Origin of the sequence: Halomonas eurihalina (genome assembly GCF_008274785.1) — a bacterium.
GTDB classification, from domain to species: Bacteria; Pseudomonadota; Gammaproteobacteria; order Pseudomonadales; family Halomonadaceae; genus Halomonas; species Halomonas eurihalina.
Map to the genome: position 1 here is coordinate 40,640 of NZ_VTPU01000004.1, position 19,988 is coordinate 60,627.

Below are 19,988 nucleotides of genomic sequence, written 5' to 3' on the forward strand. Positions count from 1 at the left end.
ACGCAATGCTTCCCGAGGGGGCGCGGTAGCCCCCTTTACCATTATGGTTCAAGCGCCCAATGATGGTTCAAGCGCCCAGGGCGATGAAGAAGCCGGCGAGTGTGGCGGACATCAGGTTGGAGAGGGTACCCGCCAGGACGGCCCGAATGCCGAAGCGGGCGATTTCATGTCGGCGACTGGGCGCGATGCTGCCCAGGCCACCGAGCAGAATGGCGATGGACGAGAGGTTGGCGAAACCACACAGGGCGAATGACAGCACCGCCTTGGTGTGGGGCGTCATGGCCTGGCCGGTGGCGGCAACGATTTCCTCGCCGCTGATATAGGGCGCGAGATTGATGTAAGCCACGAACTCGTTGACCACCAGCTTCTGGCCGATGAATGAGCCGGCCAGCGTGGCCTCGGACCAGGGAATGCCGAGCAGGAAGGCCAGGGGCGCGAACAGCCAACCGAGGATCTGCTCCAGGCTGAGCGCTTCGAGGCCGAACCAGCCGCCGACACCGCCGAGGATGCCGTTGATCAGTGCAATCAGGCCGATGAACGCCAGCAGCATAGCCCCCACATTGGCGGCCAGGCGTAGGCCGGAAGAGGCGCCGGAAGCGGCGGCATCCAGCACATTGCTGGGTTTATCCTCCGCCTCGAGTTCCTGCTCGGCCGTCGCAACGCTATCGTTCGGCGTCTCGGTCTCGGGCATGATCAGCTTGGCGAACAGCAGCCCGCCTGGTGCGGCCATGAAGGAGGCGGCCACCAGGTATTCCATGGGAATGCCCAGGGCGGCGTAGCCGGCAAGGACCGAACCGGCCACGGAGGCCAGGCCGCCGCACATCACCGCGAACAGTTGCGACTGGGTCATGCGGTTGATGAAGGGACGCACGACCAGCGGGGCCTCGGTCTGGCCGACGAAGATGTTGGCGGTAGCCGAGAGGGATTCCGTGCGCGAGGTGCCCAGCGCCTTCTGCAGGGCTCCACCGAGCAAGCGAATGATCCACTGCATGATGCCCAGGTAATAGAGCACGGCGGTCAGCGAGGAGAAGAAGATGATCACCGGCAGCACCTTGATGGCGAAGACGAAGCCGGTTTCCTCGACGTTGGCCAGGCCGCCGAACAGGAAGTCGATGCCATCGTTGGCATAGGTCACGACCTGGCTGACGGCATCGGAGACGGTGGCGAGCACCGCCTGGCCAAAAGGCACATAGAGCACAAAAGCCCCCAGGCAGGCCTGGATGGCGAAGGCACCGATCACGGTGCGCAGGCGGATGGCACGGCGATTGGTGGAAAACAGCAGAGCAATGACGATCAGGGTCGCCATTCCGACGAGACTCATGATCAAGGTCATGGGGATGTCCTTGTGGTCGATGGCATGGGAGCGCTCATGTCCGGCCTGACTTACAGGAAGTTGTATTTCAGGGTGTAGATCATCGCGTTCTGGTAATGATCGGCGGTGCCCAACTTGTTGTTGGAGTAGCGATACTGAACGCCGGTGGTGATCTCGTCGATCGGGTGCCACCACAAGGCCACGGCACCATTGGTGCCGGTGCTGCCGGCCGGGCCATTGACGTAATTCTGCTGTAGATAGTCGTCATCCCGGTCGAAAGTCTGTTCGTGCCAGTTGCTCAGGCTGAAGTTCTCGCCGAAGGCCTGGAAATCGTAACCCAGCACCCAGCCGAGCATATAGCCGTTTTCGCCACTGTAGGCATTGGCGTCGCTGTCGACCCAGGCCTTGCCAAGGAAAGGCTTGACCCACAGGCCGTTGCCGAAGGTATGTCGATAGCCGAAGCCGACGATGCGGTCCTGCTCCTCGCTGTCGAACCCGTAGTCGCGGAAGTCGTAGACGTGGAAGTACAGCGAGAAGGGGGTGTCGCCGAGATAGATATGCGAGGTGACCTTGCCGGCGGCACGACGGTTGTCGCGTGTGTCGTCCTCGAGGGTGTCGTTCTGGGGATTCTCGAAATCGTAGAAGCCGTAGAATTCCCCCCAATCGAAGCCGACGCCGCCCTCGAGTTCGAGGTAGAAGAAGTCGCCCTTGGCGGCATTGCTCGCGGTGCGCTGTTGCGTGCCGTCGGACCAGTCCAGATAGTTGACGGAGACGTTGGCGAACGACCACTGCGGCGTCAGCGCTGATGCGGCATCATCGCCAGTGCCATTGGCGCTGGCGGGCAGCGCAGTGGCGGCGAGCAGCAGGCCACTCAGGGAAGCGAAGCGTTGAGGGGCGGTGAAGGTCGGCATAAGTCGGCTTCCTTTGGAGTTGTTGTCGTGTGATGTGTTGGGCAAGCAAAGAGAGCGGGTCATCACTGACGTCGATGCGTGGATCCGGGGGCGGCCGGATGAATGGAGGTCGTGGTCGTCGTGGATGTTATTCGAGTAACATTCAAATGTTATTTTAATCACACACAGGCCCGCAACCCTGACGACCAACGGCGCCTAAACGGCGTAGAGGTGGACGAGTGAATGAACGCAGCGCGACACGACTGAGGAACTTGGAGGCTTCGCTGGCACAGGGCGGGAGCCTGCGCCTGGCGGAGGCGGCGGCGCTTTGTGATGTTTCGGAGATGACCATTCGTCGTGACCTCGCCGCATCCGATGGCGCCTTGGTGCTGGTCGGCGGGCTGTTGATGCGTGCCGATGATCCTCGTCACGCGCCGGCCTACGACCTGGCTGTGCAGCGCGATCGTTACGCCGAGGTCAAACGACGGCTCTGCGAACGAGCCGTGGCGACCCTGGAGGAGGGCGACACCCTTTTCATCGATTGCGGCACCACCCTGATGCCGATGGCGGCCAGTCTGCCGTCCGATCTGTCGCTGACGGTGGTGACTTACGCCTTGAACGTCGCCGATGCCGTCAGCGCTCGCCCCGGTGTTCGGTTGTGGCTGCTCGGCGGGCTCTACCAGGAATCCTCGCGTTCCTTCGATGGTGATGACATGGCGGTGACCATTGCTCGTCTGGGGATCAATAAGGCGTTTATCTCGGCGGCGGGGGTGCATGACATGAAAGGCTTGAGCTGCTTCCACTTTCATGAGGTGGCGCCCAAGCGGGCTGCGATTGCCTCGGCCGAGCACCGGGTGCTGGTGGTCGACCCCAGCAAGCGCGGGCTGGTCAGGCCGGCTCGTTTCGCTGGGCTCGATGAAATCGATGAGGTCATCACCGAGCAGGGCAGTATACCGGTGTGACCGGGTGCGACAACCTGCGGCAAATCGCCCCTTCCCATTCTCTCTTTGGACCCTCAGAATACTGGCCTCACGGCCGGAGCCTCCCGCCCGGCGATGTCGCAGCGAGTCGTCGCCGCGGGCTGCCGTGCCGTGACAGTGTCCGAAGTACTCTCCACGACGGCCGTGGGCAGCTCCTCGTCAGAGCTCTGCCAGCGACCTCCGCCGGAGAGCGCTTCGGCGCGTGCACGCCCGTTGAACTCGAGCGGGAATGCGTTCGCCGCCAAGCCCTGACGAGGTTGAAACATGAGAAGAAACCCCACCCTGCGCATGCTCGGCGTCCTGCTGCTGCTATCGCTGCCACTGCTGTTGGCGGGCTGCAGTTCGGCGCTGCTGGATCCCAAGGGACAGATAGGGGAGGAGCAACGCACCCTCATCCTGACTGCCTTTGGTCTGATGCAGATCGTCGTCATTCCGGTCATCGTGATGACGCTGCTGTTCGCCTGGCGTTATCGCCGTAGCAATCGGGATGCCACCTATACGCCCGACTGGGCTCACTCCAACAAGATCGAGGCCGTGGTCTGGTTCATTCCCATGGTCATCATCGCCTTCCTGGCCGTTCTGACTTGGTATACCTCGCACAGCCTTGATCCGCACAAGTCGATCGTGCCTGCCGAGGACCAGCAGGAGCCGATGGAGATCCAGGCCGTCTCGCTGGATTGGAAGTGGTTGTTCATCTATCCCGAACAGGGCATTGCTACCGTCAACGAGGTGGCTTTCCCCGAGGATACGCCGGTGCGTTTCCGTGTGACGTCGGGCTCCGTGATGAATGCCTTCTTTATCCCGCGCCTGGGCAGCCAGATTTATGCCATGGCCGGCATGGATAATGATGTCCACCTGGTCGCCGATGAGCCGGGCGTCTATGAAGGCCGTTCCACCAACTACAGTGGTGCGGGCTTCTCGGGGATGACGTTCGAAGCGCAGGTGGGAACACAGGAAGAATTCGACGCCTGGGTCGAGGAGGCGAAAGCATCCTCCAACTCCTTGAACTTCCCGGAAGAGTACTATGCTCTGGCTTCGCCGAGTGCGAATAACGAGGTCGAGTACTTCTCGGACGTGCCGTCTTCTCTGTATGAGCAGATCCTCAAGAGCTTCCATGCCGGCGGCAATCACGCCGAATACATGGAGGAGTATGTCGATAACAGTGCTCGAGAGGCGATTGGTCATGGTGGTGGCCATGGTGAGTCCGAGTCCCACGGTGACGAGTCTCACAGCGATTCCGAGTCTCACGGTGAGCCCATGAGTGCGGAGGCAGCGGAGTAAATTATGTTAGGAAAACTGAGCCTAGAGGCGATTCCTTTCCACGAGCCCATCATCATGGTGACCGTTGCGGCCATCGTGCTGGGTGGACTCGCGATTGTGGGCGCCATCACCTACTTCAAGAAGTGGGGCTATTTGTGGCACGAGTGGTTGACGTCGATCGACCACAAGAAACTCGGCATCATGTATTTCCTCGTGGCCCTGGTGATGCTGATTCGTGGTTTCGCCGACGCCATTATGATGCGTAGCCAGTTGGCCATGGCGTCAGCCGGTGCCGAGGGCTTCCTGCCGCCCCACCATTATGATCAGATCTTCACCGCGCATGGTGTGATCATGATCTTCTTCGTTGCCATGCCCATGGTCATCGGCCTGATGAACCTGGTGGTACCGTTGCAGATCGGTGCCCGTGACGTGGCGTTCCCGTTCTTGAACAACCTGAGCTTCTGGCTGTTTGCTGCCGGGGTGGTTCTGGTCAACATCTCTCTGTTCGTGGGTGAGTTCGCCCAGACAGGCTGGTTGGCTTATGCGCCATTATCGGGGAAAGAATACAGTCCCGGGGTCGGGGTGGATTACTGGATATGGGCGTTACAGATATCGGGTATCGGTACGACCCTGACCGGTATCAACTTCTTCGTCACTATCCTGAAAATGCGCACCAAGGGCATGACGCTCTTCCGCATGCCGATCTTTACCTGGACGTCGCTGTGCGCGAACATCCTGATCATCGCTTCCTTCCCGATTCTGACCGCGACCATCGCGCTGCTGACGCTCGATCGTTACCTGGGGATGCACTTCTTCACGAACGATTTCGGCGGCAACATGATGATGTACGTCAACCTCATCTGGGCCTGGGGCCATCCTGAGGTTTACATCCTCATCCTGCCGGCGTTCGGGGTCTTCTCCGAGGTCATCTCGACCTTCGCCCGCAAGCGTCTGTTCGGTTACGGCACCATGGTCTGGGCCACGGTGGCGATCACCTTCCTGTCGTTCATCGTCTGGCTGCACCACTTCTTCACCATGGGGGCAGGCGCCAACGTCAATGCCTTCTTCGGTATTGCCACGATGATCATCGCCATCCCCACCGGGGTGAAGATCTTCAACTGGCTGTTCACCATGTTCCGCGGGCGTCTCGAGTTTACCTCGCCGGTGCTGTGGACCCTGGGCTTTATCATCACCTTCACCCTGGGCGGCATGACCGGTGTGATGCTGGCCCTGCCGGCGGCCAACTTCGTGCTGCACAACAGCCTGTTCGTCATCGCCCACTTCCATAACGTCATCATTGGCGGCGTGGTATTCGGCATGCTGGCGGGGCTGACCTTCTGGTTCCCGAAGGCCTTCGGCTTCACGCTGAACGAAAAGTGGGGCAAGCGTTCCTTCTGGTGCTGGATCATTGGTTTCTACGTGGCCTTCATGCCGCTGTACGTACTGAGCTTCTTCGGTGCCGTACGCCGCATGCAGTCCTATGAAAATGGCGATTGGCAGCCGTTTATGATCATCGCCTGGGTGGGTGCCGTGATCATTCTTTGCGGTATTGCTTGTACCGTGATCCAGTTCATCGTCAGTATCCGTGACCGCAAGAAGAATCAGGACGTGACGGGCGATCCCTGGGGCGGCCGGACCCTGGAGTGGTCCACTTCTTCGCCGGCGCCGTTCTACAACTTCGCGCATCTGCCCGAGGTGAACGACATCGACGATTTCTGGGACCAGAAGCAGCGCAACGGTGGCAAGGCGCCGCTCTCCAAGCCTCCGTACCAGGACATCCATATGCCCAAGAATACCTGGGAAGGGCCGATCATCGCGCTGTTCGCGACGGTCGCCGGCTTCGCCCTGGTGTGGCACATCTGGTGGCTGGTCATTGTCGGCGGTATCGGGACGTTCGCAGCCTTCATGGCGCGAGTCTTCCGGGAAGACGTTGACTACTACGTCCCCGCCGCCGAAGTGGAGCGCATCGAGCGCGAGCACCAACAACGTGTGGAGATGCAGGCGTAATCATGGCAACCGACACTCTAAGCAACCACGAGGGTCATGCTCACGAGCATGACCACCACGATACCGCTGGCACCAAGATCTTCGGTTTCTGGGTCTACCTGATGAGCGACCTGGTGATCTTCGGGTCACTGTTCGCTGCTTATGCCGTGCTCCTCCGGGGCACGGCCGGGGGGCCTTCGGGAGCGGATATCTTCGAACTGCCGCTGATCCTGGTAAACACCTTCCTGCTGCTGGTGAGTAGTTTCACCTACGGCATGGCGGTGCTGGCGATGAATGCCAACCGCGTCCAGCAGGTCAAGGTCTGGTTGGCGGCTACCTTTCTGCTTGGTGCCGGCTTCATCGCGCTGGAGCTCTACGAGTTCCAGCACCTGATCCATGAAGGCTTCGGGCCGGATCGCAGTGCCTTCCTGTCGGCGTTCTTCACGCTGGTGGGCACCCACGGCCTGCACGTGACTTTCGGCCTGATCTGGATCCTGGTGATGCTGGTCCAGCTGCAGCAGAAGGGGCTGACCAGCATGACGCGGCCGCGGATCATGTGCCTGAGCCTGTTCTGGCACTTCCTGGATATCGTCTGGATCTGCGTCTTCTCCTTCGTCTACCTGATGGGAGTCCTTTGATATGAGTGGACATGCCTCTCACGAAGAGCACAGCCACGGTAGCGTCAAGTCCTATGTTGTAGGGCTGATCCTGTCCATTGTGCTGACCATCATTCCCTTCGGGGTGGTGATGACCGGTTCCTTCGGCACGCCTGCCACGGTACTTGTCATCGTGGCAACGGCAGTGGCGCAGGTGCTGGTGCAGCTGATCCTGTTCATGCACATGAACACCAAGGCGGACGAGGGCTGGAACTTCATGTCGTTCGTCTTCACCGTGTCGATCCTGGTTCTGGTCATCGGAGGTTCCATATGGATCATGTACAACCTGCATCAGAACATGATGATCGGTTGACTCCGGCGGCCAGGATGCGCAAGGACTACCTCACCATCACCAAGCCGGGCATCATCGGCGGCAATGTGATCGCGGTTCTGGGCGGCTTTTTCCTGGCCGCCCGGGGCGATGTCGACCTCTGGTTGCTGATTGCCACTGTGGTTGGCCTGGCGTTGGTGATCGCTTCCGGCTGTGCGTTCAATAACGTCATCGATCGTGATATCGATGCGATGATGGAACGCACTCGAACACGCCCCCTGGTACAGGGGCGTGTCACCCCTGCTGCGACTCTGCGTTTTGCGGCGTTGCTCGGCATTGCAGGATTCGCGCTGTTGGCGCTGTTTACCAACTGGGTGACGGTGGGGCTCGCGGCGTTCGGCTTCGCGATCTATGTGGGGGTTTATAGCCTCTACATGAAGCGCCATTCCGAATACGGGACCCTGGTGGGCAGCCTGTCCGGCGCAATGCCGCCAGTCGTGGGCTATTGTGCCGTGACCGGTCAGTTTGACGGTGGTGCGCTGACGCTGCTGGTGATCTTCTGCCTGTGGCAGATGCCGCATTCCTACGCCATCGCGATCTTTCGATTGAAGGATTACCAGGCGGCCCGGATTCCGGTATTGCCGGTGGTCAGGGGCATCAAGACCGCCAAGCATTATATCCTCGGCTATATCCTGGCCTTCGTCTTCGCCTCGCTGGCGTTGAGCGTGGCGGGTTATGCAGGCCCAGGATATTTTGTCGTCGCCCTGGTGATGGGCATCTACTGGCTCTATCTCGCCATGCAAGGCTATCGCGTACGCGATGAGGAGCGCTGGGCTAAACGTGTCTTTGCCTTCTCGATCATCACCATCACGGCTCTGAGCCTGATGATGTCGGTGGACGCCAGTCTGCCGCCGGCAACTCCCCTGTGGACTGCCCTTAACTGATCCCGCCTGTGCTATCCGGGGGGCACATCCCCCGGATTCCTGCCTATACTGCAAGTCGACGGAACAACGCAGTGGACTGACGGGCCTGTCTCGGTCCGTCTCCGGCAGGAGGTAGCGCTATGTTGACGCATGTATGGGGTCTGATCGCCCACCCGAATCGTGAGTGGAAACAGATCAAGGGAGAGCGCGAGACGCTCACTCACCTCTACGAGCATCATGTCCTGTTGCTGGCGGCCATTCCGGTCGTCTGCTCCTATATTGGCACCACGCAGGTCGGCTGGAGTCTGGGAGGTGGAACCACCATACAGCTGGGGTATCTGGATGCCCTGGGGGCCGGGATTGTCTTCTACCTAGTGATCCTGGCGGCGGTCTATGCGGTCGGCAAGGTCATTCGCTACATGGCCAAACGCTATACGCGCCCGCCGAGTCAGAGCCAGTGCATTGTCTTCGCCGGGTACGTGGCTACGCCGATGTTCCTGAGCGGCATCGTGGCGGTCTATCCATTGATCTGGCTGTGCCTGCTGGCCGGTATCATCGGTCTTTGCTACACCGCTTATCTGCTGTATCTCGGTATTCCCGCCTTTCTCAATATCAGCAAGGAAGAAGGCTTCATCGTCTCCAGCACGACACTGGCCTTCGGGGTGCTGATTCTCGAGGCTCTGCTCGGGATGACGGTGCTGCTGTGGGGGTATGGCGAACGCATCATCCTGTCGATCATCGGGTAATTCTCTGACCTTATCTGGCCTGGAAAGGTGAAGGGGCGGCCCATTGGGCCGCCCCTTCACGTTGAACTCATCGGTCATCGAAACGGTGCGTTCATCAGTCGCCCGGTTGCTGCTCGACATCCTTCAAGGCTCGCTCCAACTGCTCGACGCTGCGCTCGACATTGTGCAGTTTGTCGAGCCCGAACAGCCCGATGCGAAAGCTCCGGAAGTTTTCGCCTTCGTCGCACATCAAGGGCACGCCAGCGGCAACCTGAACGCCCGCCCTGGCGAACTTGGCGGCGATGTCTCCGTCGTCGGTGTAACTTACCACCACGCCCGGCGCCTCGTAGCCCGGTGCGGCGACGCTCTTGTAGCCGTGCTCGGCAAGCATCTCGCGCACGCGGTGCCCGAGCTCGAACTGCTCGTCGCGGACCTTGTCGAGGCCATAGGTTTCGGTCTCGGCCATGACGTCGCGCAACTGACGCAGCCCGTCGGTCGGTAGGGTGGCGTGGTAGGCATGACCGCCTGCCTCATAGGTCTCCATGATCGACAGCCACTTGCGCAGGTCGCAGGCGAAGCTCGTGCTGGTCGTTTCATCGATGATCTCGCGAGCCAGGCGAGAGAGCATGACCATGCCGCAGCAGGGCGCAGCGCTCCAGCCTTTCTGCGGCGCGCTGATCAGCACGTCGACGCCGATGTCCAGCATGTCGACCCAGGCGGTGCCGGAAGCGATGCAATCCAGCACGAACAGGCCATTTTCCTCATGGATCGCCTTGGCGATGCGTCGCATGTACTCGTCGGGAAGCATCATGCCCGAGGCGGTCTCGACATGGGGTGCGAAGACCAGGTCGGGCTTCTGATCGTGGATAGCCTCGATCACTTCCTCGACATCGGGCGGTGCGAAGGGGGAGGTCGGGTCCTCGTCGTCCAGTTGACGCGCCTTGCGTACGTTGAGCTCGGAGGGAATGCGACCCATGTCCAGGATCTGGCTCCAGCGGTAGCTGAACCAGCCATTGCGAATCACCAGACAGCGCCGGTCGGTACCGAACTGGCGGGCCACCGCCTCCATGCCGAAGGTGCCGCTGCCGGGTACGATGACCGCCGAATGAGCGCGGTAGACACGCTTCAGAGTGGTGGAGATATCGCACATCACTTCCTGGAAGTTCTGCGACATGTGGTTCAAGGCGCGATCAGTGTAGACCACCGAATATTCGAGCAGTCCATCGGGGTCGACATCGGGTAGCAAGCCGGCCATTTCTTTCTCCGTCGTAGGTGGAGCTTCAAGCGTATTCCCGAGGATATGCGCATTCCGTGTCGCAGACCAGTCTATCCTGTATCGAGCCCGTTGCACCCGGGCAGTGATGGAGAATCCCTTTGCCGCTGGATGCCCCGATCTGATGCAGGGGCCCGGTTCTCCCGCCGCCAATGCACCTTGCTGGAGCGCGCGCTGACGAGACATGCAAGACGCTGGTGCGGGAGCGTTCTTTATTGAAAGCTGGCACGCACCCTGCAAGGCAATGTTCACGTATACGCAACGAGTCAGGTGCCGTCATGTCCTCCATCTCGCCTTTTGCTCCCGATGCTCCACGGTTGCTGTTCAGTGACATGGATAGCTCTTTACTGGACCACGACAGCTACGACTGGTCGCCGGCCGCAATGTGGCTGGAGCGGCTGAGTGCACTTGGTGTCCCGGTGATTCCGGTGACCAGCAAGACGCGCAGCGAGTTGTTGACGTTACGCCGTGAACTGGGATTGGAGTGGACGCCCTTCGTTGCCGAAAACGGTGCGGTGGTCGGTCTGCCGCAGGCCTGGCGGCATGCTCGCAGTGCGCGTCCGGCGGATGCCGACGGCCTGGTGGTGCATACCCTGGGCATTGATATCGGCTTCATCCGCCAGCGGCTGGCGGTCTGGCGCGAGCGGCTCGGGGTTCGGTTCACGCCGATGAGCGAGATGTCATTGGAGCGTTTGGCCGAGATCACGGGGTTGGCCGAGCATGACGCCCGCCTGGCACGCATGCGCGAGGGCAGTGAACCCTTGATATGGGAGGACAGTGACGCGCGTCTGGCGGCGTTTCGTGAAGGGTTGGCCGGTGATGGGCTGCGCACTGTACAAGGCGGGCGTTTCTGGCACGTGACCGGCAATGCCGACAAAGGCGATGCGGTTGCCTGGTTGATCGCGCGTTTTGCAGCGGTACGCGGTGTGCGTCCCACGACGCTGGCCCTCGGTGACGGGCCCAATGATGTCAGCATGCTCGAAGTGGCGGATCGGGCGGTAGTGATCGCCGCTCGGCATGGGCTCAAGGTTTCGCCCGCTCAGACGATGCTATATCGCACTCGGGCCTTCGGCCCTCGGGGCTGGGCTGAAGGCGTCGAATATTGGTGGGGTCAGGCGGGGGCCGAGCCGCTGGAGTCCATGCCTTCGGTCGCGACGCCGGATGAGCAAGGAGGCCGTGCCCATGAGTGATTTCCACCAGAATGGCATCATCACCGACTTCCATAATCTGACCCGTCGGCCCGTGGAGTCGCTTGAGGCCGATCTCGTGCGATTCGCCCGGCGGCGTCCCATGAGCTTGATCCTGCCTTCGCTGTACAGCGAGTTGGAAGGGCCGGCCCTCGAGCGCATCATCGAGGAAATCGCCGGGGCTCCCTATCTGGATGAAGTGGTGATCGGGCTTGATCGGGCGAGTCATGACCAGTTTCAGCATGCGCGTCGCTTCTTCTCGCGGTTGCCGCAGCGTCATCGCATTCTCTGGAACGATGGGCCGCGTCTGCGTGCACTGGATGAGGAGCTGGAGGCGCGTGGCCTGGCACCCCAGGAGCCGGGCAAGGGACGCAATGTCTGGTATTGCGCCGGTTATGTGCAGGCCTCCGCTCGGAGCGAAGTGGTAGCACTGCACGACTGTGACATCCTGACTTATGATCGGGGCATGCTGGCTAGGCTGTTCTACCCGGTAGTTCATCCGCACTTCAACTATGAGTTTTGCAAGGGCTACTACCCGCGCATCGCCGATGGCAAGCTCAATGGTCGGGTATCGCGGCTGATGGTTACGCCACTGTTGCGCGCCCTCAAGATCATGGCCGGCCCTTTGCCCTATCTCGACTATCTGGACAGTTTCCGTTATCCCTTGTCCGGTGAATTCGCCATGCGCAGCGATGTGCTGGAGGGCATCCGGATTCCCGCTGACTGGGGGCTGGAGATCGGGGTGCTCTCCGAGGTTCAGCGCAATCATTCCACCAATCGGCTGTGCCAGGTCGACCTGGCCGATGCCTATGACCACAAGCATCAACCGGTTTCCGAGGCAGACGCCACGGCGGGATTGAATCGCATGAGCCTGGATATCGCCAAGGCGCTGTACCGCAAGCTGGCCACCCAGGGCGTGACGTTCAGCGCCGAGGGCTTTCGTACCCTCAAGGCGACCTACTATCGAATGGCACTGGACCTGATCGAGGCCTACGATCACGATGCGATCATGAATGGCCTGACCCTGGATCGTCACACTGAGGAACAGGCTGTGGAGCTGTTCGCCAGGAACCTGCTTGAAGCAGGCTCGGCCTTCCTCGATAACCCTGGCGAGCGCCCCTTCATTCCCAGTTGGAACCGGGTTCGGGCAGCGATCCCCGACCTTCCCGAGCGGCTATGCGAAGCCGTGGAGACGGATAATGAGCCGGCTGGGGTGCTGTAAGCCCCTTTGCTTCAGCCTCGGTTGGTTGGCGGCCTAGGGTTGCTTTACCCGCCATAGACTGTGGTAGGGGGCGAGCGTTTCTTCCGGCATTCAGATAGCGTCAGCGACCAGATCGTGCCGGTGGTCCTCTGCCAGTTCAGGGGGCCTCTGCTAGTTTAGAGAGACTCAGAGGTTGCGGGCGGTCGGTGACGTTGTGAACGGCGATCAAGGTACGGTCGCCATCAAGCGGGCCTCGTTGCAAGGCGAGCAGGTCGGGAGGCGTGACCAGCATGGTCTGGGCAACGTCGGAATGGAAGCAGGGCTCGGTGCGTCTCGTGTCGAGTCGTCGGGGCAGGGCCGCGAAGACCTCTTGGGTCGGCGTGGAGGGGGCGCCTGGTAGGCCAGTAGCGTCAGCAGTCGACGCAGCACCTCGTCGGCTCGAGGGCCATAGAGCATGCTCGGGTGCCGGTGCGCTCGACGGCGGAAAGTGGTCTCGTCGATGGGCGTGGAACATGAAGAGGACATCATGGCTGCCACCCTCGTGTCAGTGAGCCTTTCCTGAGCATGCAGGGAGCCTGCCAGGCGAGGGTGGCGATGACCGAGGCTCGCGGATGCCCCGGCCCCGATGCGAGATCAGACTTCCTTGTAGAGCTCGGCACCCTGTTCGCGGAATTTCTCCGCCTGTTCCTCCATGCCTTTCATGACCGCCTCCTGGTCGCCGTCCAGCCCCTTGTCACGGGCGTAGTCGCGGACTTCCTGGCTGATCTTCATCGAGCAGAACTTGGGGCCGCACATGGAGCAGAAGTGGGCCACCTTGGCCGAGTCCTTGGGCAGGGTTTCGTCGTGGTATTCCCGGGCGGTGTCCGGATCCAGGCCGAGGTTGAACTGGTCTTCCCAGCGGAATTCGAAGCGTGCCTTCGATAGGGCGTTGTCGCGGCGCTGGGCAGCCGGGTGGCCCTTGGCAAGATCCGCCGAGTGGGCGGCGATCTTGTAGGTGATGATGCCAGTCTTGACGTCATCCTTGTTGGGCAGGCCCAGGTGCTCCTTGGGCGTCACGTAGCAGAGCATGGCGCAGCCATACCAGCCGATCATCGCCGCGCCAATCCCGGAGGTGATGTGGTCGTAGCCGGGGGCAATGTCGGTGACCAGCGGCCCCAGCGTGTAGAAGGGCGCCTCGTCGCACTCGCGGAGTTGCTTGTCCATGTTCTCCTTGATCAGGTGCATGGGCACGTGACCGGGGCCTTCGATCATCACCTGCACATCGTGCTCCCAGGCGATGCGGGTCAGCTCGCCGAGGGTCTCGAGCTCGGCGAACTGTGCCTCGTCGTTGGCGTCGGCCACCGAGCCGGGGCGCAGGCCGTCGCCCAGCGAGAAGGCCACGTCGTACTGTTTGCAGATCTCGCAGATTTCCTCGAAGTGCGTGTAGAGGAAGCTCTCCTGATGGTGGTAGAGGCACCACTTGGCCATGATCGAGCCACCGCGCGAGACGATGCCGGTGGTGCGCTTGGCGGTCAGCGGCACGTAGCGCAGCAGCACGCCGGCATGAATGGTGAAGTAGTCCACGCCCTGTTCGGCCTGTTCTATCAGGGTGTCGCGGAACACTTCCCAGGTGAGGTCCTCGGCTACGCCCTTGACCTTCTCGAGTGCCTGGTAAATGGGCACGGTACCGATCGGTACCGGGGCGTTGCGGATGATCCACTCGCGGGTCTCATGGATGTTCTGCCCGGTGGAGAGGTCCATGATGGTATCCGCACCCCAGCGGATGCCCCAGGTCATCTTGTCGACTTCTTCCTCGATGGAGGAGGTGACGGCCGAGTTGCCCAGGTTGCCGTTGATCTTCACCAGGAAGTTGCGACCGATGATCATCGGCTCGGATTCTGGGTGGTTGATGTTGTTGGGAATGATGGCGCGACCGGCGGCCACTTCGGCACGCACGAACTCCGGGGAGATCTCCTCGGGTAGATGGGCGCCGAAGTTCTCGCCGGGGTGCTGGTGGCCGAGGATACGTTCCACCTCCTCCGTGCCCAATACTTGACGCCTTTGGTTTTCCCGAATGGCGATGAATTCCATCTCGGGCGTGATGATGCCCTGGCGAGCATAGTGCAACTGGGTGACGTTCTTTCCGGCCTTGGCGCGGCGGGGTGTGCGGGTCAGGTCGAAGCGCAGTGGGGCGAGTATGGGGTCGTTGGCGCGGCGCTGGCCGTACTCGGAGGTGGGGCCGTCGAGGAACTCGGTATCATCGCGCTCCTCGATCCAGGCGCGGCGCAGTTCGGGCAGCCCGCGACGCAGGTCGATGCTGGCCTCGGGGTTGGTGTAGGGGCCGGAAGTGTCGTAGACCAGCAGCGGCGGGTTGTCTTCGTTGGCCCCGGAGGTGCTGGTCGGCGAGAGGCTGATCTCGCGGAAGGGGACGCGGATGTCGGGCCGCGAGCCCTCGACATGGATCTTGCGCGAGCCCGGCAGGGCCTGGACGGCGGCCTCGTCGACGCGGGCGGTTTCGTTGAGGAAGTGGGTGGTCTTGCTCATGGTCGTGCTCCCTTGGCTTGGATGATTTGTCAGGGAGGACCGCTGGGGGACAGGGGCTACCGGGCGGGATGGCCCGGCGGCGTGTCGCTTGATCCCTACGCTGGTCCTAGCCAGTGCAGAGGGTATTTACAAATGCCACGAGCGATGGCCAGGCAAGGCGAAATCAGCCGAAAACGCGGAGTTTACGATGAGGTAAATGAGCATTTTGAGGCTGATCTCAACGCGGCATGGCCGAGCGCAGTAGTTTGTAAACACCCTCTCAGGTTCAACGGGATCCATGCTGTTTCCGCATGATCTCAGCCGTCGTCAACGGCACCCCGTCAAGCGTGGTGGTGCCCGCCGTTGCTGGCGGGCGGGTTCAGTGCCGGGAAGTTTCTGCCTGGAGCTCCTTGCGTCCGCGCAGCCGGCGATGGATATCAAGGCAGTGGGCTAGTCCGCGCGGTCCAGCCCCATCTGCCAGAAGTCGATTTCCAGCCGGGTGGCGTCGCGGAAGATGCTCGTCAGGCGTGCGAAGCGCTCGGGCGTGACCTCTGCCAAACGAGCGTCCAGCCATGCAACTTCATCCTGCATGGCCCCCTGGAAATCGTCACTTTCGTACATGGCGATCCAGGCGTCGAACGGGTTGTTGTCGCCCCGCACGGTTTCCCGGCGCGTGTTCAGCCAGTTGGCGATCTCGCCGTAACCCACCAGGCAGGGCGCGAGCGCCACGTGAAGGTCGAGTAGATCGCCGCGACTGCCGGTGTCCAGTACGTAACGGGTATAGGCGAGGGTGGCTCGGGCTTCGGGCAGCTTGGCCAGGTCATCCTCGGAAATGCCCCATTCGCGGCAGAACCCCACGTGCAGGCCGAGTTCCACGTCGAGAATGGTCTTGAGCCCCTCGAAGGCATGGCGCAACTCGGCCAGGTCGTGGCTCTTGTAGGCCGCCAGGGCATAGGCCCGGGAGAAGTGGATCAGGAACAGGTAGTCCTGCTGCAGGTAGTGGCGAAAAGCCGCCGGGTCGAGGCTGCCATCACCGAGGGAGCGGACGAAGTCGTGCTCGATATAGGCGCGCCAGTCGTTCTGGCAGGCGTCGGTCAGGTCGCTGAAATGATAACCCATCATGTCTCCGGTGTCGGGATCCGGAAGGCGGGCGAAGCGAAACGAGGAGGGAGGACTGCCGGGAGAAGAGCTCGAGTCCACCGCCTGATTCCCTACGCCGGTTCACGTGCGCGCTGGCGCACCTACCCGGATCAGGTTCCACGGGATCAACGCTGTGTTCGTCGCGAACGCGCGTCATCTCAGCCGGCTCAACCGGCACCCCGTCAAGCGAGTGGCCTCAGTCTAGCAGCTTGTTCGGCAATGAACAGTCCCCCTCGTCATTTGCCGATGCCTTGTTCCTGAGTGGGCGGGTTGTGTGCCCAATCCCGCGAGAAGGATTGAAGCGGCATGTCGCAGGGGCGCTCCTTGGGTGGCGGAGCCGGTTCGGCATTGCCGTCGACGGTGGCGGGAAGCGTCAGCCCTTTCAATACGGCGGGCGGGGTCGTCTCGCTGGGCACCAGCAGCAGACCGCGTTGCCGTAGGCGCCGGCCGATGGTAAGGCTGCTGCTCAGGCGAACCAGGGGGGCGGCCAGCATAAGCCCCAGCCAGACGGGCGTCAGCCACCAGAAGAAGGTTGGGGTGTACCACCAGGTGATCCATGCCCAGAAGGTGCCCGCTAGCGTGCCCGGCCAGGTATGGCGCAGCGCTTCGCGCCAGGGCAGGGCGCGCCCCTCGCGGGATTGTGGATTCCAGGCGACCGTGCGCCCGCTCAACACTTCGATCACGAAGCGGCTGTGAAAGACCATCATCAGCGGGGCGATCAACATTGCGAACAGCGCTTCCAGCAGAGCACTCGCCACCAGCCTGGCCCGGCCGCCGTACAGGCCCGGATGCCGGCGCAGCGCCAGGCAGACGCCCAATACCTTGGGCATCAGCAGCATCGCCAGAGTGCCGCCGAGCAGTGGCATGATCAGGTTGGGTGGGGCGATGGGCCAGTTGGGAAAGAGCTGGGCATTGGAGGTGAAGAAGTTGGGCTCGATGAGGGCGCGCATCAGGGCATCGATGGTGCTGACCAACAGGATCGCCAGCCAGATCAGCGATGACAGGTAGGCCAGGGCGCCGCACAGGAAGTGCACACGGCTGAGCATGTGCAGGCCGCTGCCACCCAATAGGCGAAGGTGCTGCAGGTTGCCCTGGACCCAGCGGCGATCGCGCTTGGCGTAGTCGAGGATATGGCTCGGCATCTCCTCGAAGCTGCCGCCGAGATCGGTGCGCATGCGCACCTCCCAGCCAGCGCGTCGCAACAGGGCCGCCTCGACGAAATCGTGGCTGAGAATGTCGCCGCCGAGTGGCGGGCGTCCGGGCAGTTCGGGGAGTCCGCAATGCTGAGTGAAAGCGTCGACGCGCATGATGGCGTTGTGCCCGAAGTAGTTGGCGGCATCGGACTGCCAGAAGCTCAGCCCGGTGGCCAGCATGGGCGAATAGACGGCGGCGGCGAACTGATTGGCGCGGCCGAACAGACTGTCCTGACGGACCGGGATCGGCACCGTCTGCAGCAGGCCAAGGCGCGGGTTGGCTTCCATCTCCGCGATCAGTTGGTGCACGGTGTCGCCGCTCATCAGGCTGTCGGCGTCGAGCACCAGCATGAAGTCATAGTGCTGCCCCCAGCGCTGGCAGAAGTCACCCAGGTTGCCAGCCTTGCGGCCGGCATTGCTGTCACGGTGCCGGTAGTGGATCTGGCAGTGGTCGGCAAGTCGATGCTGCAGCGCGGCCATGGTGGCGCGTTCCCGGGCGACGATGTCGGCGTCAGTGCTGTCGCTGAGTACGAAGGCCTCGATGCGTCGTGCTTCGGTGATCGGCGGCAGGTCTCGACAGGTGGCTTCGAGCCCCGCGGCCACCCGTTCGACATCCTCATTGTGGATCGGCATGACCAGAGCGGTGCGTGAGCGGGCATCGTCGGGGGGGCTGGGGGGCGACGCCTTGGCCAGGCTCAGCGGATCGCGGCCGGTCAGGGACAGCACGAAGCCGATGATCCCGCTCCAGAAGGCGATGACGATCCAGCCGAAGGTCACGGTGAACAGCACCAGGATGGCGAGCTCGAGCGGGGTGAGGCCGCCGACATGGAGGATACGGAACATGGTCCCCAGGCCCAGGCCGGTCGTGGCGGCGACCAGCAGGGCAAAGACCAGGCGGCGGGTGCGCCGGAAGGGAATAGGGGCCACGCTGGCTCGGGGGTCAGCGGCGCTCATCGGGGTACCAGACATAATTCCAGGTTTCGGTCAGCGGTTCGCCGTGGAGCGTCAGGGCCAGGCGCATGTCGGACGGTGTGCCGTCTTCCGGGGCAAGCCGGAAATTGGCGCGCCAGGTATCGTCGTCGGGCAGGCGCTGGACGCGTGACTCGACTATTTCGCCGTGGGAAGTCGTCAGCCGCATTTCCACCGGCTGATCAGCACGGAGATCCTCGAGGCTGGGGCCCTGGAAGTCGACGATGAAGTGGCGTTGGCTGGCGGGTGGCGGGTCGTCCTGCCCTGGCATGGCCCCCCAGCCCTGCCGGGTACGGATGACATGGGCGAGCTGTTGGTCGGGAGGCGTGGCGCCGAAGGTGCGCAGGCGGTAGCGGAAGGTACGTGACTGCCCGGCCTCGAACGGCTGCTCGGGGACCCAGTAGGCGGTGATGTTGTCGTTGGCCTCGCTATCGGAGGGAATTTCGACCAGTTCGAGGCGTCCCTTGCCCCAATCGCCCAGCGGAGTCACCCATTCACTGGGACGCTTCTCGTACCGGGCCTCGGCGTCGAGGTAGCCGTCGAAGTGCCGAGGCCGTTGAATCAGACCGAATCCCTGGGGAGAGGTGTCCTGGAGGCCTGAAAGATGGAGCTTTTCGGGATTGCTCAGCGGGCGCCAGATACGCTCGCCGCTACCGGTATGCAGGGCCAGGCCATTGGAGTCGTGAACCCGCAGACGGTAGTCGTCGGCAGGGTAGCTGGCGATGCCGCCGTGCATGAACATGCTGGTGAGCGGGGCAACACCGAGCTTGGTGACATCCTCGCGGGCAAAGAGGCGTGCCTCGGTATCGACCACGGTCTGGCTGCCCGGCGCGATGTCGAAACGATAGGCACCGGTCAGCGAAGGGCTGTCGAGCAGGGCGAAGAGAGTCATGTGTGTGGCGTCCGGTTCGGGCTTGACTAGCCAGAATTCGCGAAAGGCCGGGAATTCTTCGCCGTGGGGCTCCGCCGTGTCGATGGCCAGACCGCGGGTGGAGAGGCCATAGCCCTGGTCGCGACCGATCATGCGGAAGTATGACGCGCCGAGAAACACCATGAATTCGTCGCGATACTCGCCGCTGTTCAACGGGTAATGCAGGCGGAAGCCCGCATAGCCCAGGTCGCCGAGTTCGAGATCGGCCAGGTCAGCGGCATCGTCATCGTAGCGGAAGTGCGATGTATCGAAGGGCAGGTGGCGTACTTCACCGTCGGCGTTTACCAGGTTGAGGTCGATCGGCCGGTCATAGAGAAAGCCCGGATGGAACAACTGGACCTCGAAGAGTCCCTGATCACGCCAGATCGCATGCTCCGGGAGAAAACGTATCTGCCGGTACTGGTCGTAATCCAGCTCGGTGAGGGCCGCAGGGATCTCTGGCGCGGCGTCGTCGTAAGACTCGCCGGCCAGGCGTTCGGCCCGCTCGGTGATGGTGTCGTAGAGGGCCTCGTTGGATGAGGCCCCGGCGGCGTCCATGGCCACCACGCTCCCTAGCGCAAAGGCTAGGAGTCGGGTCAGCAACGTCATG

The 19,988-nt window shown here is 62.1% G+C and carries 16 protein-coding genes and 1 riboswitch; of the genes, 9 read left to right on the top strand and 7 right to left on the bottom strand.

Annotated features, from left to right (window positions below; translation table 11 throughout):
- Window positions 1-67: 67 nt before the first annotated feature.
- Entirely contained in the window at window positions 68-1,333 is a 1,266-nt protein-coding gene (locus tag FZZ93_RS05380) for a NupC/NupG family nucleoside CNT transporter (protein WP_149321309.1), read from the bottom strand.
- A gap of 50 nt (window positions 1,334-1,383) precedes the next feature.
- Window positions 1,384-2,223: an outer membrane protein OmpK gene (locus FZZ93_RS05385; protein WP_149321310.1), complete on the bottom strand. Its 840-nt coding sequence runs from the start codon at window positions 2,221-2,223 to the stop codon at window positions 1,384-1,386.
- A 218-nt stretch (window positions 2,224-2,441) separates the two neighbouring features.
- On the opposite strand from FZZ93_RS05385, the gene FZZ93_RS05390 reads away from it, so the two are divergent.
- From FZZ93_RS05390 to FZZ93_RS05420, 7 genes are all read left to right on the top strand, one after another.
- Window positions 2,442-3,164 (top strand): DeoR/GlpR family DNA-binding transcription regulator, encoded by a 723-nt coding sequence (locus FZZ93_RS05390; RefSeq protein WP_149321311.1) that lies wholly within the window; start codon window positions 2,442-2,444, stop codon window positions 3,162-3,164.
- 282 nt (window positions 3,165-3,446) lie between these two features.
- On the top strand, window positions 3,447-4,463 hold the full coding sequence (gene cyoA, locus FZZ93_RS05395) for a ubiquinol oxidase subunit II (RefSeq protein ID WP_149321312.1): 1,017 nt from the start codon (window positions 3,447-3,449) through the stop codon (window positions 4,461-4,463).
- A gap of 3 nt (window positions 4,464-4,466) precedes the next feature.
- Window positions 4,467-6,449 (top strand): cytochrome o ubiquinol oxidase subunit I, encoded by a 1,983-nt coding sequence (gene cyoB / locus FZZ93_RS05400; protein WP_149321313.1) that lies wholly within the window; start codon window positions 4,467-4,469, stop codon window positions 6,447-6,449.
- Window positions 6,450-6,451: 2 nt separating this feature from the next.
- On the top strand, window positions 6,452-7,066 hold the full coding sequence (locus FZZ93_RS05405) for a cytochrome o ubiquinol oxidase subunit III (RefSeq protein ID WP_149321314.1): 615 nt from the start codon (window positions 6,452-6,454) through the stop codon (window positions 7,064-7,066).
- A gap of 1 nt (window position 7,067) precedes the next feature.
- The gene (cyoD, locus tag FZZ93_RS05410; protein ID WP_149321315.1) at window positions 7,068-7,397 is read left to right on the top strand and encodes a cytochrome o ubiquinol oxidase subunit IV; all 330 of its coding nucleotides are present in this window, start codon (window positions 7,068-7,070) and stop codon (window positions 7,395-7,397) included.
- A complete protein-coding gene (gene cyoE / locus FZZ93_RS05415) occupies window positions 7,355-8,299 on the top strand; it encodes a heme o synthase (protein ID WP_149321316.1) in 945 nt (314 codons plus the stop codon). The genes cyoD and cyoE overlap by 43 nt, the downstream gene beginning before the upstream one ends.
- Window positions 8,300-8,418: 119 nt before the next feature.
- Window positions 8,419-9,024 carry a Yip1 family protein gene (locus FZZ93_RS05420; RefSeq protein WP_149321317.1) on the top strand — a complete coding sequence of 202 codons (606 nt, stop codon included), beginning with the start codon at window positions 8,419-8,421 and terminating at the stop codon, window positions 9,022-9,024.
- Between the two features lie 94 nt (window positions 9,025-9,118).
- Here FZZ93_RS05420 and FZZ93_RS05425 read toward each other — a convergent pair whose 3' ends face one another.
- Window positions 9,119-10,258, bottom strand: a complete 1,140-nt coding sequence (locus FZZ93_RS05425; RefSeq protein WP_149321318.1) for an aminotransferase class V-fold PLP-dependent enzyme — start codon at window positions 10,256-10,258, stop codon at window positions 9,119-9,121.
- Between the two features lie 296 nt (window positions 10,259-10,554).
- Between FZZ93_RS05425 and FZZ93_RS05430 the strand changes: the two genes are divergently transcribed.
- Together FZZ93_RS05430 and FZZ93_RS05435 are read left to right on the top strand one after the other, a co-directional pair.
- A complete protein-coding gene (locus tag FZZ93_RS05430; protein ID WP_149321319.1) occupies window positions 10,555-11,466 on the top strand; it encodes an HAD-IIB family hydrolase in 912 nt (303 codons plus the stop codon).
- A complete protein-coding gene (locus FZZ93_RS05435; protein WP_149321320.1) occupies window positions 11,459-12,685 on the top strand; it encodes a glycosyltransferase family protein in 1,227 nt (408 codons plus the stop codon). Before FZZ93_RS05430 ends, FZZ93_RS05435 begins: the two co-directional genes overlap by 8 nt.
- Before the next feature lie 612 nt (window positions 12,686-13,297).
- Here the strand turns inward: FZZ93_RS05435 and thiC are convergent.
- From thiC to FZZ93_RS05455, 4 genes are all read right to left on the bottom strand, one after another.
- On the bottom strand, window positions 13,298-15,187 hold the full coding sequence (thiC, locus tag FZZ93_RS05440; protein WP_149321321.1) for a phosphomethylpyrimidine synthase ThiC: 1,890 nt from the start codon (window positions 15,185-15,187) through the stop codon (window positions 13,298-13,300).
- Window positions 15,188-15,616: 429 nt separating this feature from the next.
- Window positions 15,617-16,285 carry a thiaminase II gene (tenA, locus tag FZZ93_RS05445; protein WP_149321322.1) on the bottom strand — a complete coding sequence of 223 codons (669 nt, stop codon included), beginning with the start codon at window positions 16,283-16,285 and terminating at the stop codon, window positions 15,617-15,619.
- Between the two features lie 71 nt (window positions 16,286-16,356).
- Window positions 16,357-16,498: riboswitch (TPP riboswitch) on the bottom strand.
- A 44-nt stretch (window positions 16,499-16,542) separates the two neighbouring features.
- Window positions 16,543-18,453 carry a glucans biosynthesis glucosyltransferase MdoH gene (gene mdoH, locus FZZ93_RS05450; RefSeq protein ID WP_246146119.1) on the bottom strand — a complete coding sequence of 637 codons (1,911 nt, stop codon included), beginning with the start codon at window positions 18,451-18,453 and terminating at the stop codon, window positions 16,543-16,545.
- On the bottom strand, window positions 18,440-19,987 hold the full coding sequence (locus tag FZZ93_RS05455) for an OpgD/OpgG family glucan biosynthesis protein (protein WP_246146121.1): 1,548 nt from the start codon (window positions 19,985-19,987) through the stop codon (window positions 18,440-18,442). The genes mdoH and FZZ93_RS05455 overlap by 14 nt, the downstream gene beginning before the upstream one ends.
- Window position 19,988: the final 1 nt, after the last annotated feature.